This window comes from Paenibacillus sp. FSL K6-4396 (genome assembly GCF_038002525.1).
Classification (GTDB): Bacteria; Bacillota; Bacilli; order Paenibacillales; family Paenibacillaceae; genus Paenibacillus; species Paenibacillus amylolyticus_B.
The window spans coordinates 3,146,671-3,163,997 of sequence record NZ_JBBOCR010000001.1 but is presented as its reverse complement, the minus strand read 5'-3'; the positions used below and the strand labels follow the sequence as shown (position 1 = coordinate 3,163,997).

Sequence of the window (17,327 nt, the reverse complement as noted above, 5' to 3'; positions counted from 1 at the left end):
ACATTACTCCCCCTCCCATGGAATCTTCACTATAATGCACAACCCACCAAGCTCACTTCGCTGCGCTGTAAGACCATAACCAGCCCCGAATTTGATTCTTAATCGCTGACTCACATTGATGAGCCCGGTTATCTCTTCGTTTCCATGTTTCCGCTCTGTTTCCTCAAATGCAGATTGCAGATAAATCAATGTTTCATCGCTTAACTGATCCCCATCATCCTCAATGCGAATGGATAGATTGTCCAGGCCCTTTTGGTACGAGATCTGTAGAATACCTCCTTGGCTGCGTTTGGCTAGTGCATGCTCAAACACATTCTCTACGATCGGCTGAATCATAACTCTGGGAACGGAAATGTCTCTGTATCTTGCGTCCAGATCCTCCAATTCCAATTGAATCCTCGAACCAAACCGAATTTTTTGAATCGATGCATAGACCAGCGCATGGTCAATCTCAGCCCCCAACGATACCTCCGTATGAGAATCCCGAGACATATACCTGAAATATTGACCCAGGTAGTCGGTGAATTCCTGAATGAGCTCCACATTCTCCACCTCAGCCATTTGCTTGATGCTGAACAGACTGTTGTATAAAAAGTGAGGTTGAATCTGGGATTGCAGATGTTTGAGTTCCGCCTCACTTGTTCGAATGCGTGCAACATAATTCTCATCGATCAAAATATGTAGGCGTTCTATCATATGGTTGAATCGGGAGTACAAATAGCCGAATTCATCCCTTCTGGATGAAGGAATATGTACACTTGTCTGGCCCTGTTCAGCCATTCTGAATCCTCGGATGAGCAACGCTAACGGTTGGTGAATCGATCTGTAGATCGAAAACGAGAAGACAATAATAATTACAACTGACATGAAGGTCACCATCCATAACCATACGTTGTATTGTTTCAGCGGCGCACTCAGCACATCCTGCGGTATAGTAGCTGTCAGGGTGAACGAGTGATCCTTATCATGCAACGAATAATAGAGATATGGATCAGATTGGAACTTTGTAACTTGCATGGACTCAGACGGTTCCGGCGAAACTGTTCGGATCGGTTTTACAGGTGCTGGCTGCTCGGAAGAAGAAATCACTACATGTTGCTGTTCACCAAAACTCAGTGTAATCTCACTTTCGCCCGTTTCCGATAGCTGCTGCAAACGATGTTTCAGTTCTTCAGCAGACAAGCGTATCCCTAATATGAAATTGGGTGGTTCCTCATGGTTCATGTTATATGGATTACTTTTCAGGAAATAGAGATCGTTATTGGAATGTGATAATTCGCCATTCAGATTCCCCATCGTCGCGAGCAGATTCTTCCACTCGGTATCCTCTACATCCCGAATTCCGTCCGCCGCACTGACCCGTTTATGCAGAGCGGGAACGTAATACACAACATCACTAATATAGGGACTCGTCACCATGATCTGACCCAACTTATTGTGAATGTTGTTCAGACTGGACGTGACTTCATACCTGCTCATAATTGCGGCTCGTGTACTTAGTGTGGACATGGTTTCATCAAATGAAAATTCGGTCACCAGTGCACTCATTCGCTCCAATTCGAATTGCAGATGATTATGGTAGAAGTACAATTTGGACTCATGTGCCTTCTCCACCTCCGTTTGCATTTGTTTGGAGCTGACTTGCGTAATCATAATGCTTATCCCATACAAGGGCAGAATGACCAGTACAAAAGCAATCATCAGTTTGACGACAATGGATGACTCTCTCCATCTCCCCCGGATGAATCGCAAAGTTTCCCTCCTCCTTTCCTCACGCTCTCTCATCAATAGCAAAAAAGGAGCCAGAAATCGGCTCCTTCCATCGATCGGTTTTCCTCCTATCGATCTTATCCCTTTACACTTCCGACGACAAGACCATGAACGAAATACCGTTGCAGGAACGGATACACAAGCAGGATCGGAATAACGGACAAAAAGATCTGGGAAGCTTGGGTGGTTCTATCCGATACCTGACTTAAGAGCGTTGCATCTTCCAGCGTCATCATCTCGCTCTGAATCATCGTCACCTGCTGCAACATGGACTGAAGATAGGTAGCAAGCGGATAACCTTCCGGACTCTTCATGTAGATCATGCCATCAAACCAGGCGTTCCAGTGTCCTACCATGGCGAACAGCGTAATGGTCGCAATACTGGGAAGTGAAATAGGAAGATAGATGCTGCATAGCGTGCGGAAATGTCCTGCCCCATCCATCCAGGAGGCCTCTTCAAGTTCCTTCGGCAATCCCCGGAAGAAATTAAGCATTAGAAGTACATTAAAGATCGGAACAGCACCTGGCAGAATCAGGGCCCAGATGGAATCCAACAAGCCCGCTTCCTTAACCACCAGGTAACCCGGGATCAATCCCCCACTGAATAACATGGTGAATACGAAGATCCAGGCATAGAACGTTCTTGAACGGAATTTCGTAGCCTCTTTAGAGAGTGGATAAGCCACCAGAATGGTGAATACCAAGTTGGTCGTAACCCCCAGGACTACACGGAGAAGGCTCGTGCCAAATGAGTTCAGGAACTGCTGATTTTCCAGAATGTATTGATAGGAGGACAATGTAAAATCCACAGGCCAGAATGTGACACTTCCCGCTTTGACCGCATCACTTGAACTAAATGAAATCGCTAATATATTCACAATCGGGAACAAGCATAACAAGGCAAGAATCGTCAGGATGACGTAGTTAAACCCTAGGAACCACCGATAGGCTCTTGAAGCGTGGTGCATGACTCTGCCTCCTTTCTAGAATATCCGATAATTCGCGAACCGATAGGCCAAGAAATAACCAAGTCCAATAAAAATGAACGAAACGACAGATTTGATCAGCCCCAACGCTGTGGATACAGAATACTGTGCATCCTGCAATCCAATCCGATAGATCATCGTATCGAGAATATCTCCTGATTCATACACCAAAGGATTATACAAATTGAACACTTGATCAAAACCGCCGTTGAGTACATTCCCCAGACTAAGCGTTACCATCAAAATTACGATCGGGCGAATGCCTGGCAGTGTGATATGCCATGTCTGCTTCCATCTTCCCGCTCCATCCATAACAGAGGCTTCGTAGAGTGACTTATCAATATTCGTGAGGGCAGCCAGATAGATAATCGTACCAAATCCGAATTCTTTCCATTGGTCTGTGATGACAAGTATGTATGGAAACCACTCGTTACTGGCCAGGAATTGAATTGGGTCAATTCCGAGGGCTTTGAGCAACATATTAACGATCCCCGTGCTGGGAGATAACACATCCACGATGATTCCCGCCAGAATAACCCAAGAGAAAAAGTGAGGCATATAAATTACAGTCTGAATCGTTCTTTTGAAACCTGTCTTGCGAACCTCGTTGAGTAATAAGGCTACAAGTACCGGAATGACCAAGCCGGACACAATTTTCATCGTTGATATAAACACCGTATTCCATACAACTTGCGAGAAACCGGGCAGATCGAACAGATACCTGAAATTGTCTAGGCCCACCCAGTTCATGTTTTTGAATCCGGCAATGGGAGAGAAATTCTGAAAGGCAATAGAGAGCCCCGCCATCGGAATGTAACCGAATACAATAATAATCAGCAGTCCGGGTAGAATCATAAGATGAAGCGGAACGTTTCGGATAAATTGTTTGTAGTTGGAACGCATAGCTGACTCCTCCTTCAACGTTTATTATAGGAGCAGCCAGATCACCGCAATAGTGTAGGCTATTTACTTTGGGTATCTTTTGTTGACCCTTTGCACAGTTCAACCGCCATACCAAAAAAGAATCGAATCAGTTGCAATTCTATTCTTAAGCCATTAGAATGAACTCTTTTGAGATATGCTTAGACATAGACATGACGGACAGGATTTGCTAACTACGATATGAAACCTTACATTCCAGTGTACGTAATGTAATATTTACCATTAGGGTGTAGAGGAAACTGTTATTTATTTTGATTACAATGAGGGATATTATGAAAAAACAATTTATGGTACTTGGTCTTGGACGATTCGGTTCAAGCTTGACACACACACTCATTAAAAATGGGCATGAAGTGCTCGCTGTAGACAAAAGCGAAACTCTTGTTCAGGAGATTTCAACGGTGGCAACCCATGCGGTACAAGCAGATTGCACTGACAAATCAGTCCTTATGGAGCTTGGGGCAAGCAACTTTTCACACGCTATTGTCGCGATCGGCGAAGATCTGCAAGCAAGTATACTAACCACTTTGTTATTGAAAGAACTTAATGTGCCCAAAGTAACAGCCAAAGCAAAAAATGATAACCATGGCAGTGTGCTTAGCAAGATTGGTGCGGACCAGATCGTTTATCCTGAACGTGACATGGCCACAAGGCTGGGAAATCAGCTTAGCTCAGACAACATTATTGATTCCATTGAATTGTCTTCAGATTATAATCTGGTCGAGATCAAAGCTCCCTTAAGTATGAATCAGAAGACTTTGCTAGAACTCAATATTCGGGCTGAATATGGATGTACGGTTATCGCCATCAAAACAGGGAATAACCTGAATATCTCACCCATGGCGGAAGACACAGTCCGTGCGGGAGATATGCTCTTGTTAATAGGTAGTAACGATGACATTCGAAATCTGGAGAGCGATTATGAGCCAAAGAGATAAACGCGTGATGGGAACTCCGACTCTGACAAACATTGAATCGATTGTAAACAAGTTGAAAAATAATATGAGCCCTCCACAACTCATCATGATGATCTTCTTCACTCTCATCTGGATCGGAGCCATATTGCTTGCACTGCCGATATCTTCAAGTACCGGGAATTCCATCGGTTTACTTGATGCCTTGTTCACAGCAACCTCCGCTATATGTGTAAATGGGCTGATTGTCTTGGATACAGGGAGTGTCTTTTCAACATTCGGACAGGTCATCATCATGATTTTAATTCAGGTTGGTGGACTGGGTTTCATGACACTAGGTGTAATGGTTGCCATTATTCTGGGGAAACGGATTGGTTTGAAACAGAGGCTTCTTATTCAACAAGCCACCAATACCTCCTCTGCTCAAGGTCTGGTTAAGTTATCCATGTATATTGTACTTATAGCCTTTGCTTTTGAAGCTCTGGCTACCGTGGTTCTTACATTGCGCTGGCAGAGCGATTTGGGATGGGGACAAGCTTTCTATTACGCCATATTCCATTCCATCTCTGCCTTCAATAATGCGGGTTTCTCTCTTTGGAGTGATAGCCTTACTCCATTTGTTGGTGACCCGATTGTTAATCTTACAGTAATTACGCTCTTTATCATTGGCGGCTTAGGTTATATTGTGGTTGTGGATGTATTCCGCAAACGTTCATGGAGAAAGCTCTCCCTTCATTCAAAAATTGTGTTAATCGGTAGTTTTACTCTGTACTTGTTTGGATTTATCACCATTTTTTTACTCGAGAGTTGGAATCCTTCTACGTTTGCTGATTTATCTTACAGTGAACGTATATGGGCTTCTCTATTTCAGGGTACTGCTCCTCGAAGCTCTGGATTCAATACCATTGACATTGGAAGTATGTTGGCCACATCCCAATTTTTCATTATTATCCTAATGTTCATTGGGGCTTCTTCCGGCGGAACAGGTGGAGGAATTAAAATCAATACTTTTGTGGTCCTTGTTCTTGCGACCATACAAACATTTCGGGGCGGCGGACAGATTCATGCTTTTGAGCGTAAAATTGCAGAAGAAACAGTAATGCGTGCACTCGCTGTTGTCTTAAGTTCTCTCGCCTTTGTGCTTGGGATCTCCATTCTGCTATCCATATCCGAAGGCATTCTTGAAAATCATTTTCTGGATGTTCTGTTTGAAGCCACTTCAGCATTTAGCACCACTGGACTCTCGATGGGTCTGACAAGTGAGTTGAGTGTTACCGGTAAAATTATAGTCTCTATTACGATGTTTGCAGGACGATTGGGACCCTTAACTCTGGCTTTTGCACTGGCTCAGAAGAAACGCACATCCAAAATCGGTTATGCAGAGGACCATGTCCTTATTGGTTAACATCCCGGACTACTGACATGTTAATTTTATTGCGGAAAAGTAATTCCTTTTATTTCAAAACAAGTTCAATAGCAAAACGCCCCCTTATCGCAAACAACAGATGTCTGCTTAAGGGGGCCTTTATTTTTATATTTTCTTACAGAAGATCCATAATAAGAACATTTACCGAATGAGCTGACAAACCAACGATCACTGATTCACCATTCAATTTTATCTCCTGTTCTTGGGGAATCACTTTCTCATCATTCTTCTGATTCACATTTGGAATATGCACCAAATGATCTTCTCCCGTAAGCGTGATCAGTCTGGCTGAAGCTTCCACCTTCAGATCCTGAAGGCAAATCTGGGTTGATTTATTCACATCATCTGCATTTACCAGTTTCACATACACATGACGATCATCTTTCGTAACAGAGTGGAATACTTCCCGGTTGTAGGCTTCCAGCTTGAAATCCAGAACTTTGCTGGGATGGAGCCCATCCGTATACGAGCAGATCAGATTCTTTCCTGTATCCCCACCATAGTTAACCGTGATTGTATAATCGGTCCCATTCTCGAGTGGTTCATAATTGGCCGCTCTCAGGTTACCTGCTGCCGAGCTGGATGAATAGTCTCCCAGTGTATAACCTTCAATCCCTTGTTTGTACACCTTCACGCCTGTTGCATTCCCGCCGTAACTGATTGCGTACTCAATGACTTCCTTGTTCTCAGGTGAGATATCCGTCAGACCCACGCCAATGTAAAAACCATCCTCACCCGAGATTCTCTCAGCCTCAACGTGAACTTTGTAGTTGGTCCATTCGTCATTCAGCAGATACAATCCATTCAATCCACTTGATTGTGCTTTCAAAATGAGTCCTTTCCCTTCGGTTAACGTGTATCCTTCCGATCCGGGAATCTGGTTCCATGCCTCACTAGGCTCTGTACGTTCCCTGAAATCTTCATCAAACATCAAACTGCCATCCACATTGGACGTGACTGTGACTCGTTTCACCACAATCTCTGCATTCCCTGTTGCAATTTCGATGCCGCCACGCGGAATAAGACTCAGCGGTTTACCTTTGCTATAGGTGGAGAATGAAGTTTCAAGCACCTGATCCCCTACATATTTTGCAAAAAGCTGCTGTACATAATAATTCGGTGTATACCATACTGTTTCATCATCAAACCAGATGCAGTCTGGCGTCCAGCGATAGGTACCGTCCGTTAGTACTTTGTTGAACAATGGCGCATAGGCAGCCAAACGAACAACGTCTGCATTATTTTCAAATCCGGTCATGATCGCAGCTTCTGCGACCGCTCCTGCCAGCGTGTTTTTGTCCGTGGAAGCATATTCTCCAACAAACACTTTGGATGTTTCTTTCCAATCGATACTTCCATCTTCATGATAAGCCCGGTCATAATAGTTGTATCGATCTACGTTATTCAGCAAATATTCATTGGAGCGGTAGTAGTGCTCATCTGCGATGGTGTCCATATAATTGTCCTGATTTTCATACCAGGTTACCGTCTCCTCAATCACCTCAGTACCATCGGCAAAAGCCACTTGAGCTGACCCGGTGAGGTTCCCGCTGAGGAATTTCCATCCTTCCTGGTACGCATTATCATCCGCCTGAGCACCAACTGTCGAGATAATGTGCAGTTCATGATCAGGGTAGTTCTGTTTCATGTAGTCATCTATCGAACGTTTGAATACTTCGAAGTTGGCAAAAAACTCAGTGCCCCAGTTCTCATTACCTACGCCGAGATAACGAAGATCAAACGGTTCAGGATGTCCCATCTGGCTTCGTACCCCCGCCCATTCGTTGTGTTCAAAATCTGTACTGAGCGCAAAGTCGATCAGGTCTGTGAAGTTGCGGATATAATAATCCCTTAATGCGCCACCCGCAGGATGAGCATAATCCGAACGTGCCTGACATAACACACCGCAAGCCATCACTGGAACCGGAGCAGCATTCAGATCCTCCGCCAACTGGAAGTACTCCATATAACCAAGCCCCATCGTCATCATGTAACCCCAGACATTATAATTCTCTTTGCGCAGCTCAACGGGTCCTACAGAATCCTTCCAATCATATACGTTGTCCCATATGAAGGACCCTTCCGAGATACAGCCTCCCGGAAAACGCAGGAACTTTGGATGCAGATCTGCGAGTGCCTGAATTAGATCTTTTCTCAATCGATAGTTCGGATTACCTGTGTAGTTGGCATGTGCTGTAGCAGATATCCCTTCTTCTGTCGGATCAGATCCCCATACATTCTGAGGCACTAAGGACACCATATCGACGGAGATATCACCTGCAAACGTAAGTGCCAATTGACCAAGTACAGTTTCCGTTCCGGTAAGTGACAAGCCGTATTTCTTCCATGTGTTTCCGCCTTCAACATGTAACGTTACCGAATCACTGATGGAAGTGTCTTCTCTATCCTGCAATTGAACAGTGATCGTTCCTGCCAATTCTGCTTTTGCCCATACGGTAAAGTCATATGTTTCACCCTGCTTGATGGACATGGCACAATACTGGTTAGAGTCTGAGAATCCACGATTCCGAATCGTTGCCCCATCCTGAACCGTGACATAATAAGCATTTACTTCAGGATCTTCCACGTTAAAGTGAACGTTTAGTCCATCCGTATGCTGCACGAGCATTTTATCCGTATCGCCTGACCAGGCAAACAAAGGCTCACGATTTCGACCTGTCGAACAACCACACTCTCCAGAGTCATGCGAGTATGTATCAAATGCAAAAGATTCAAATGATCGATTCTGAACAAGTTCCGCATAGATACCGCCATCTGCGGCGTTATTAATATCCTCATAGAACAAACCATACATCACTTCACTGATGTCAGCCACCTTCTGATCTCCATGGATGGTGACCGTATAAGGCGGAAGATGCGCCGGCACAACAGACACGTCAAAGCTTTGGCTCAGCTTACGATCACCTCTGTTCAGAAGCGCACGGAGCGTAACCTCTTGTGCGGATGTAATTGCCTGAACCTCTCCATTCTCAGACAGGACTTCCGGATTACTGGAACTCCACTGAACCGTCACTTTATCACCCAGCAAATGTGGGGGCAGTGACACATCTTTGGTGATAATTCGGTTGGGGAAGGACAAATACTTGTCTGCCGCAAGCTTCACAATCGCTTCATCTGTCAGTGATTCACACATCACTTCAATAACTTCATCCATGGTGAGCGCTGCCCCATAGATCCGAAAGTCGGATAACGAACCTGCAAAATCCACATCCGCTGCATACTGGGATCGTCCAATATAATTCTGGCTATAATTCTCAGGATCAGTGAACGAATCAAACCATTCGCGCAGTTTGGCATAATTGCCACTGGATGTCTGACTGATCGAGCCGTCTGCGGCCTTCTCCCCATTCACATATACAATCGGACCCGCACTGCTGAGCGTCCCCCCTTGACTGCCTGCCACGGAGAGTGCAATATGCATCCATTCACCGCTTGCAACTCCCCCACTTGGATGAACAACCAGATTATCTCCGGCATATAACGTACCCAGAAGCTGACGTGTCAAAAATAAATACGGTCCCTTCTCCCCTTTACCAAAGTCAAAAATGCGTTCCCACACATTGGACCCCTTGCCCAGAAACACCCAAGTGGCAATCGTAACTCCTGTGTTATCGCTTACATCCCGAAGCAGATTCGAGGGTAGTTGCAGATAAGAAGTTCCATTCGCTCCCCCGTTGAAAGTCACCGCGGATCTTCCTTTCAACTCGGATACCACAGGTAGGATCTCACCTTTGGCTATACCATCATGTCCCTTACCGGAGCTGTCCTTCCCGATCTGACCGGCATCTTCGAACGTGTATTGTGCGATTAATTGATTTTGATATGTGCTCATGTTCTTACCTCCTATGTAGTTGGGAATTGTCGGTTCTCGCTTTTGATTCGTATTAATATAAAATGATTGATAAATAGTTAAACACATTTCTTAAACGTAATAATATCGCATCATCGATCCCCATTTCAATCCTAAATTTGAGAAAGACAACTGGTTTATTTGAATGTAATGACCTTTATCGCCTCTTCCCGTCTCTTATTTATTTTTCATTTTACTCTTATAAACATTACATTTATGGTTTACAAACATATAAATCAATTGATAATATAACAAATGAAAGCGCTTGATATAATGAGCTACTCAAAGGAGGTCTGCCGAACCTTTTATCGTGTGCTGCCAAGTATCGGTTGATTTTTCATTCCAGGGAATAGGAAAGGGGAAACGTATGAAACGTTATTGGGTTCGCGTACTTAACATCTCTGTTCTAAGCACCACTCTACTTACTGCAACAACTTTGGCACCGGTCTCGGTGTTCGCAAATGGTTCAGGGGCAACCGTGGGTAACTCGCAGACTTCCACCACACCTCTCGCAAATCCTGCTACATCATTCAAAAATGTTTCCGTTCATGACCCATCTGTCATTAAGGTGGATGATACGTTTTATATTTTTGGTTCACACTTGCAAGTGGCCAAGTCTAAAGACTTTCTGAACTGGGATCTCGTCGCATCGGGTGTTACGGATAACAATCCGGTTGTCCCCAATGTAACCAAGGAATTCGCTGAAGCGCTGGAATGGGCGCAGACAGATACGTTATGGGCAGCAGATGTCATTCAATTGGCGGACGGCAAATTTTATATGTACTACAATGCTTGTAAAGGGGACTCTCCGCGATCAGCACTTGGCATTGCTGTCGCAGACAATATCGAAGGCCCTTATAAGGATCAAGGCATTCTGTTGAAATCCGGCATGTGGGATCAGATCAGTGAGGATGGTACCATTTACGATGCCACGATCCATCCCAATGTGGTCGATCCTGATGTCTTTTATGATAAAAACGGCAAGTTATGGATGGTGTATGGCTCGTATTCCGGAGGGATTTTCATTCTGGAGATGGATGCAACGACAGGTAAACCACTGCCAAATCAAGGTTATGGCAAAAAGCTGACCGGAGGCAATCATAGTCGTATTGAAGCCCCTTATATGCTCTACAGTCCCGAAACCGATTATTATTATCTGTACCTGTCTTACGGTGGATTAGGTGCTGATGGAGGATACAACATTCGTGTTGCTCGCTCCCAATCACCGGATGGGCCTTTCCTTGATGCGGAAGGAAACGATATGATCAACGTTAAAGCGGACAAGGATAAACCGTTGTTTGATGATCGTTCTATTGAGCCTTTTGGAGTCAAATTGATGGGGAACTTCCTGTTCGAGAGACAGATCGGTGATCCGGGCACAGGCCTGGGTAGCGGCTATGTATCGCCAGGGCATAACTCTGCTTATGTTGATCCGGAGACTGGCAAACAGTTTCTCATCTTCCATACCCGCTTTCCAGGGCGTGGCGAAGAGCATGAAGTTCGCGTACATGAGATGCATATGAATGCAGACGGTTGGCCCGTCGTTTCTCCATATCGCTATGCGGCTTTGGGAGAAGATACCACCCAGCTGACAACCCAGGAGATCGCTGGTCAGTACCAATGGGTGAATCATGGTAAGGACATCACAGCGGACATCAAGCCATCCCAGACCGTTCAGTTCACGGCAGATGGGCAGATTCAGGGTGCCGTGACAGGAACATGGAGTCTTGGTGCAGACAACAAGGTTCAGATCACTTCGAATAACGTTGTGTACAAAGGCGTCTTCACACATGAATGGAACTCGGAATCTCAAAGTACGGTTCTGACCTTTAGCGCCCTCTCCTCCTCCGGGATTGCCATCTGGGGAAGTCAAGGTGTTGAACGGAGTGATCAAGACAGTGTAGATGCAGTGAAAAAGGATCTGAACATTAGCAATACGGATCACGTGTTCTTCAATCTGTCTCTGCCTACCAAAGGAACAAGTGATGCAGACATTACGTGGAAAAGCTCCAATGCTTCGGCTCTATCCACTACAGGTGTAGTGCAGCGACCACGCGCTGGTAAGGGCGATGCCAAAGTGAAATTAACCGCCACGATTCGTAAAGGAACTGCGGTAAGCTCCAAAACGTTTAACGTTATCATTCCACAGCAAGCGGTAAGCCCATTGCTCGGGGAGTATACTTTTGAACACAAGAAACTTGGCAAAGTCGCACAGGATTATAGCAAAAACGAATATCACGGACAAGCCTTTAACGTGGTCAGTTCTGCTGCAAGTGGCAAAAATCAGGCTGCCACATTTAACGGAATCGACAGTTACATTCAGTTACCTGGACTCGTTACAGATACAACGGATTTCACGTTTAGCGCCTGGGTCAATTGGGACGGTGGCGGGTCCTGGCAGCGTATTTTCGACTTTGGAAATGGCTTGATGAGGCATATGTTCCTCACTCCATCCCAGCATAATGGAGCATTACAATTCACCATTCATAATGAGGGAAGGGATCAGAGCATCATTGCCGCAGATCCACTGCCTTCTAAAGAGTGGGTTCATGTCGCTGTAACCCTTCAGGGTGATGTGGGCACTCTGTATGTGAATGGTACATCGGTTGCAAGCAGCACTGAGATCACCTTTAACCCGAAAGATCTGCAGGTAACCGAAGCTTATCTGGGCAAGAGTCGTTATACGGCTGATCCGTTCTACAAAGGCAGCTTGGATAATGTAAAAGTATATGATAAGGCTTTAACAGCCAAGGAAATCCAGCGTCAGGCCAAAGAAAAGCCATAAGTTAGAGTCCTATCATAGACGTTGGACTCCATAGCGAACAAACCTATAAAGCAGCCAATGTATTGAACTGCATCCATTTGTTAGAGGCGACTAACAGCGGTGTTGCAGTTCATTACATCAGGCTGCTTTATTGTCACTTCGAATAATGAATGACCATGTTTAATTTGTTTGTCTTAGCACCGGAGTTAACATAGGCGTGAGGCTTGTCCGCTCCAAAACGGATCGACTCCCCTGAACTCACCGTATAATCTTCCGCCCCTACTCGAATCGTAACTTCACCTTCAAAGACCGTAATAAATTCTTCCGCACCTTCGATATGCGGTTCAGCATTCAACTCAGACTTAAGATCCATCTCCATCATATATATTTCAAAACGACGCCCCTCTTCAAAAGGAAAATGCGGATAAATCCGAACCTTTCCCTCATCCTCCATCAATACTTGAATATCATCCCCCGTAACAACGGTAGTATCTGACTTCGGCTCGTGGATCAAAGCAGTGAAGGAGGTTTTCAGGCCATTAGCAATCTTCCATACAGTTGCAATGGATGGATTGGATTCACCACGTTCAATCTGACCAAGCATGGTCTTGCTAATACCAGTCATTTCGGCGACCTTGTCCAGACTAAGTTTTCTTTGTTCCCTAAGCTGTTTCAGGTTCTGAGCAAGAATACTATTAATGTTTTTCAAAATCCATCCTCCCATTTTATAATTATGTTGTGCTACATAACGCACATGTTGTACAATGATAAAGACCGTACGCTGTAACGTACATTTCAGTTCATTATATCACACAACCAAGAAAACGTGGAGGAACCATGAACATTATACCTTTAGTGACATATGCAATCATTGCTTCATTTACACCCGGACCCAACAATATCATTTCCATGACGCATGCCAAAAATCAGGGGTTCCGCAAGACCCTTCCGTTTATTAGTGGAGTTGCAGCCGGCTGCCTGCTAATTATGTTTCTGTCCAGTTATTTCAACCTTATTCTTCATCAATATATTCCTAGGATCACACCCGTCTTAAACGTGTTAGGATGTGTGTACATGCTCTATCTGGCGCTCAAAATCATGCGAAGTAAACCTGCAGATTCGCAGGAAAACAAGGTCAATCATTATTCATTTCTATTTGGGTTCACCCTGCAATTCATCAATCCCAAAGTCATTCTGTATGGGCTTACTGCCATATCCGTTTTTGTTCTGCCTCTTGGGCAGTCCCATGTACAATTAATCGTATTTTCCTTACTTCTCACCTTCATCGGTATTAGTGCCAATATGACCTGGGCGTTTGGTGGCATGTTATTCCAGAGCTTTTTATTAAGATACGAGCGTCCTGTTAATATCGTCATGGGTATGTTGTTAATTTACAGTGCATTATCAATACTGATGTAAAATGCAATAGAAAAAGCGTCCACTCATTTGATGAGCTGAACGCTTTTATTTTTTTATCCTAATTCCGGTCTCCACCATGGATGTGTAGGGTATTCCTCCGTATGAAGCACAACCTTCTCGCCGATTTTAGGTGTTGCAATCTTAACTTGCAAGGCATGTGCAGCCTTCGTAATCCGTTCAACCGGTTCATTCCAGGCATGATAGGCCAGCGTAAATGCGGCCCAATGAATCGGGATGAGCAACTTACCTCCTACATCCAAATGTGCTTGTACCGTTTCTTCCGGCATCATGTGAATGTTGGACCAACGCTCGTCATATTGCCCACATTCCATCAAGGTCAGGTCAAATGGACCGTATTTACTGCCAATTTCCTTGAAATGAGGACCGTATCCGCTGTCCCCACTAAAGAACACCTTGGTATGTTGTCCAGCGATAACCCACGAACACCATAAGGTAGAATTACGGTCGAATAATCCTCTGCCCGAGAAATGTCTTGCTGGCGTGCAAGCCAATGTTAGACCTTTGAACGATAACTCATCCCACCAGTTGTGCTCGGTAATCTGTTCCGAAGGCACACCCAGTTGAATCAGCCGACGACGGACGCCAAGCGGCACGATAAATCGCTTTGTTTTATCCTTTAATCTGCGAATGGAGTCATAATCCAGATGATCATAATGGTCATGCGATATAATAATTGCATCCAGCGTTGGGAAATCCTCCGGTTGAATTGGTAGATTGGTGCTGTAACGTTTGGTACCCACCCAAGACACGGGGGATGGACGATTGCCCAGCATCGGATCAAAGAGCAACCTGTGCCCTTCAATTTCGAGTAAAAAAGCCGAATGTCCGAACCATGTAACCTGTGGATTATCGGATGCACTAAAGATTTCAGCGGGTTCACATATCTCCATAGGCATCGTGCCAGATGGCCTCCGCTCTACATTGCCACGCATGGAATCTCTCAATATACTGATCAGGGACTTGAAGTTCATGCCGGCTGATGTCGGGAGCTGATTTTCGTATTTTGTCATTATACATACCTTCTGTTCTATATAATCAATCTAGGTTCAATATTTGGATGAGAACTATTCATATCGTAGCTATATATTAATTCATTGGCCGGTGATATTCAATTTTCGGCTAATTAAGATAGAATTAAGACTCTGTTTTCTCTCCTATAAGATTGGGCATATATGATAGAGAAAATACATGGAGAGTATGTGAGAGAACATGAAGAAATGGCGTAAAAGATTAGTTAAGTTTTTGATATTTGACCTCGCGGTAATTCTGTTGCTTCTGGGTACAGGCGTGATATACCAACAAGTGGGTTTAAGGCAAGATGCCAAAATACTCGTACCCCCTGGAAAACTCTACAAAGTACATGGAGACAATATGCATCTATATACTGGTGGAGAAGGCGATGTAACTGTCGTACTCGCCTCTGGCTGGGGTACCGCTAATCCCTATGTAGATTATTATCCATTATATGAAAAGCTTGCTCCCAACACAAAATTCGCTGTATATGACCGATTTGGCTATGGATATAGTGATCAGACCGATAAGAAACGTGATGTCGATACCATAGCTGAAGAATTACACGAGTTGTTGCAGGTATCTGGACAGAAGCCACCTTATGTATTAGTTGGGCATTCGCTCGGCTCGCTGGAAACCATCCGTTTCGCACAAAAATACCCGGATCTCGTCAAGGGTATCGTCATGATTGATGGCGGAAGCCCCGAATATTATTCGAATGACGATGACTCTTTGGCAGACACAATTGGTGGTTTTGCGAATAAATTCCGTATCCAAACCGGACTATTCCGCCTCTCCATGCAATCTGACTTGGTTGTGGAAACATCCAATGCCAATCGTAATGAACTGAAACTTGTACCCGACGATCTGAAAAAATTGGATACAACTGCGCTGTTGCACAACTATGGCAATGCAAACACGTTGGATGAATTACGTGAAATAGCTGAAAATGGCAAAGTGGTTGTAGATCACAAGCAAACCTTACCGTTTCCACTCACCATAATGACGGCTGATTACTTTGGTGCAAGTGAGCCCGAATGGGATAAAACACAAGTAGAATTCAAATCTTGGTCAGATGATTCGAAACAGGTAACCATCAAAGATACCGACCATTACATCCATCAATATCATCCTGACCTCGTTGCCGATGAAATATTGGCCCTGGTGAAGAAGTAACGTACACTCTACTAAAGTAGGACTATGTTATATCATGAAAGAAACCCCAAAGATTCTCTAATATCTTTGGGGTTTTAAGTATGAGATTTATTGTGCTTTCGCCAGTCTTGGCCGTTGAGACCGGAAATCGCTGAAGGCTTGTTCAATTTCAGATGAGGTGAGCCGGTGACGGTAAAAGTACTGCTGCATCGCCTCCATTTCGGTTCGATCGCCATTGTAGATGTTATCAATTCTTCGTATGACTTGGTTATATAAGCTCTCACGTCTGGAGTTTACAGGCTCACACAACCAAAAGTTCGTTCTCTTCACATCACCTGTCTTGGTCCAGAGCAAATTCTCATATCGGATGACATCCCAGTCCCAATATCCAGCATGAATCTGCTGAAGTTCCGTCGTAAACATATCGTATATCAAGTTGGGAGGAATGTGTCCATATGTCACACGGTACTCTTTCAGTTTGTATGCTTCAATCCACTCTGTCAGGGTGTACTCACCTGGTGAATACGCATACAATGTAGGTGCATAAGAATTACTCTGCAATGCCCTAAGTGCTTCACTTTCCATCTCCCCATCCAATCTTGCACGTGAAGCATATACCTTGAGACAATAGTCTTGCAATCTATATACAACCGAGCTATTACTAATAAGCGAAGCCTGTAGAGTGAGATGGCCATTTTTTTCGTAGTGCAACAGCATCTTTTCAATGTTATTGCCAATGGGATTGATGATGATCATAACGATGTCTCCTTGAGTAAAAATAAAATATAAACCGTTTTCGAATTGGTTAAAAATTGTACTAATACATTCTATATTACCCTTTTATATTAGTATGAACATATACAATTTTGCCGGAACATGAAGTATTTGCTCTGAAATTCATTCTTTGAACCGCCGTATTCCGGCTACATTTTTACTCTAAAGCCTGTAACCCGTTTCACGTCAACACCAAAAAAGATAGAATAAATATGCAAAAAAGCGATGCGTCCTTAGAGTTAAGGGACACATCGCTCTTATATAATATTTAATT

General features: G+C 44.2%; 12 protein-coding genes. 5 read left to right on the top strand and 7 right to left on the bottom strand.

Annotation, left to right across the window (positions count from 1 at the left end):
* Positions 1–3: 3 nt before the first annotated feature.
* The 3 genes from MHB85_RS13770 to MHB85_RS13760 form a co-directional block, all read right to left on the bottom strand.
* A complete protein-coding gene (locus MHB85_RS13770) occupies positions 4–1,785 on the bottom strand; it encodes a histidine kinase (RefSeq protein WP_091016622.1) in 1,782 nt (593 codons plus the stop codon).
* A gap of 62 nt (positions 1,786–1,847) precedes the next feature.
* Positions 1,848–2,738: a carbohydrate ABC transporter permease gene (locus tag MHB85_RS13765; RefSeq protein ID WP_091016624.1), complete on the bottom strand. Its 891-nt coding sequence runs from the start codon at positions 2,736–2,738 to the stop codon at positions 1,848–1,850.
* 15 nt (positions 2,739–2,753) lie between these two features.
* On the bottom strand, positions 2,754–3,659 hold the full coding sequence (locus MHB85_RS13760; RefSeq protein ID WP_091016626.1) for an ABC transporter permease: 906 nt from the start codon (positions 3,657–3,659) through the stop codon (positions 2,754–2,756).
* Positions 3,660–3,970: 311 nt separating this feature from the next.
* On the opposite strand from MHB85_RS13760, the gene MHB85_RS13755 reads away from it, so the two are divergent.
* Complete coding sequence (locus MHB85_RS13755; protein WP_091016628.1) at positions 3,971–4,636, top strand: potassium channel family protein; 666 nt, start codon at positions 3,971–3,973, stop codon at positions 4,634–4,636.
* Positions 4,620–6,017, top strand: coding sequence for a TrkH family potassium uptake protein (locus MHB85_RS13750; protein ID WP_197997669.1), 1,398 nt, complete (start codon positions 4,620–4,622; stop codon positions 6,015–6,017). Before MHB85_RS13755 ends, MHB85_RS13750 begins: the two co-directional genes overlap by 17 nt.
* A gap of 136 nt (positions 6,018–6,153) precedes the next feature.
* Here the strand turns inward: MHB85_RS13750 and MHB85_RS13745 are convergent, their stop codons facing one another.
* The gene (locus MHB85_RS13745) at positions 6,154–9,891 is read right to left on the bottom strand and encodes an alpha-L-arabinofuranosidase C-terminal domain-containing protein (protein ID WP_192131784.1); all 3,738 of its coding nucleotides are present in this window, start codon (positions 9,889–9,891) and stop codon (positions 6,154–6,156) included.
* 385 nt (positions 9,892–10,276) lie between these two features.
* On the opposite strand from MHB85_RS13745, the gene MHB85_RS13740 reads away from it, so the two are divergent.
* Positions 10,277–12,694: a family 43 glycosylhydrolase gene (locus MHB85_RS13740; RefSeq protein ID WP_341073080.1), complete on the top strand. Its 2,418-nt coding sequence runs from the start codon at positions 10,277–10,279 to the stop codon at positions 12,692–12,694.
* 133 nt (positions 12,695–12,827) lie between these two features.
* Here the strand turns inward: MHB85_RS13740 and MHB85_RS13735 are convergent, their stop codons facing one another.
* Positions 12,828–13,382, bottom strand: a complete 555-nt coding sequence (locus MHB85_RS13735; RefSeq protein ID WP_105598573.1) for a helix-turn-helix domain-containing protein — start codon at positions 13,380–13,382, stop codon at positions 12,828–12,830.
* 128 nt (positions 13,383–13,510) lie between these two features.
* Between MHB85_RS13735 and MHB85_RS13730 the strand changes: the two genes are divergently transcribed.
* Positions 13,511–14,092 (top strand): LysE family transporter, encoded by a 582-nt coding sequence (locus MHB85_RS13730; RefSeq protein WP_091016638.1) that lies wholly within the window; start codon positions 13,511–13,513, stop codon positions 14,090–14,092.
* Between the two features lie 53 nt (positions 14,093–14,145).
* On the opposite strand, the gene MHB85_RS13725 is transcribed toward MHB85_RS13730, so the two are convergent.
* Positions 14,146–15,123 (bottom strand): MBL fold metallo-hydrolase, encoded by a 978-nt coding sequence (locus tag MHB85_RS13725; protein WP_091016640.1) that lies wholly within the window; start codon positions 15,121–15,123, stop codon positions 14,146–14,148.
* 199 nt (positions 15,124–15,322) lie between these two features.
* On the opposite strand from MHB85_RS13725, the gene MHB85_RS13720 reads away from it, so the two are divergent.
* Positions 15,323–16,300 (top strand): alpha/beta fold hydrolase, encoded by a 978-nt coding sequence (locus tag MHB85_RS13720; protein ID WP_341073079.1) that lies wholly within the window; start codon positions 15,323–15,325, stop codon positions 16,298–16,300.
* Between the two features lie 87 nt (positions 16,301–16,387).
* Here the strand turns inward: MHB85_RS13720 and MHB85_RS13715 are convergent, their stop codons facing one another.
* The gene (locus MHB85_RS13715; protein ID WP_091016643.1) at positions 16,388–17,035 is read right to left on the bottom strand and encodes a hypothetical protein; all 648 of its coding nucleotides are present in this window, start codon (positions 17,033–17,035) and stop codon (positions 16,388–16,390) included.
* Between the last annotated feature and the right edge of the window lie 292 nt (positions 17,036–17,327).

Coding starts and splice junctions, on each gene's coding strand:
- MHB85_RS13745 (WP_192131784.1), bottom strand. CDS start 9,891: ATGAGCACATATCAAAATCAATTAATCGCACAATACACGTTCGAAGAT.
- MHB85_RS13750 (WP_197997669.1), top strand. CDS start 4,620: ATGAGCCAAAGAGATAAACGCGTGATGGGAACTCCGACTCTGACAAAC.
- MHB85_RS13740 (WP_341073080.1), top strand. CDS start 10,277: ATGAAACGTTATTGGGTTCGCGTACTTAACATCTCTGTTCTAAGCACC.
- MHB85_RS13755 (WP_091016628.1), top strand. CDS start 3,971: ATGAAAAAACAATTTATGGTACTTGGTCTTGGACGATTCGGTTCAAGC.
- MHB85_RS13725 (WP_091016640.1), bottom strand. CDS start 15,123: ATGACAAAATACGAAAATCAGCTCCCGACATCAGCCGGCATGAACTTC.
- MHB85_RS13715 (WP_091016643.1), bottom strand. CDS start 17,035: ATGATCATCATCAATCCCATTGGCAATAACATTGAAAAGATGCTGTTG.
- MHB85_RS13730 (WP_091016638.1), top strand. CDS start 13,511: ATGAACATTATACCTTTAGTGACATATGCAATCATTGCTTCATTTACA.
- MHB85_RS13765 (WP_091016624.1), bottom strand. CDS start 2,738: ATGCACCACGCTTCAAGAGCCTATCGGTGGTTCCTAGGGTTTAACTAC.
- MHB85_RS13760 (WP_091016626.1), bottom strand. CDS start 3,659: ATGCGTTCCAACTACAAACAATTTATCCGAAACGTTCCGCTTCATCTT.
- MHB85_RS13720 (WP_341073079.1), top strand. CDS start 15,323: ATGAAGAAATGGCGTAAAAGATTAGTTAAGTTTTTGATATTTGACCTC.
- MHB85_RS13770 (WP_091016622.1), bottom strand. CDS start 1,785: ATGAGAGAGCGTGAGGAAAGGAGGAGGGAAACTTTGCGATTCATCCGG.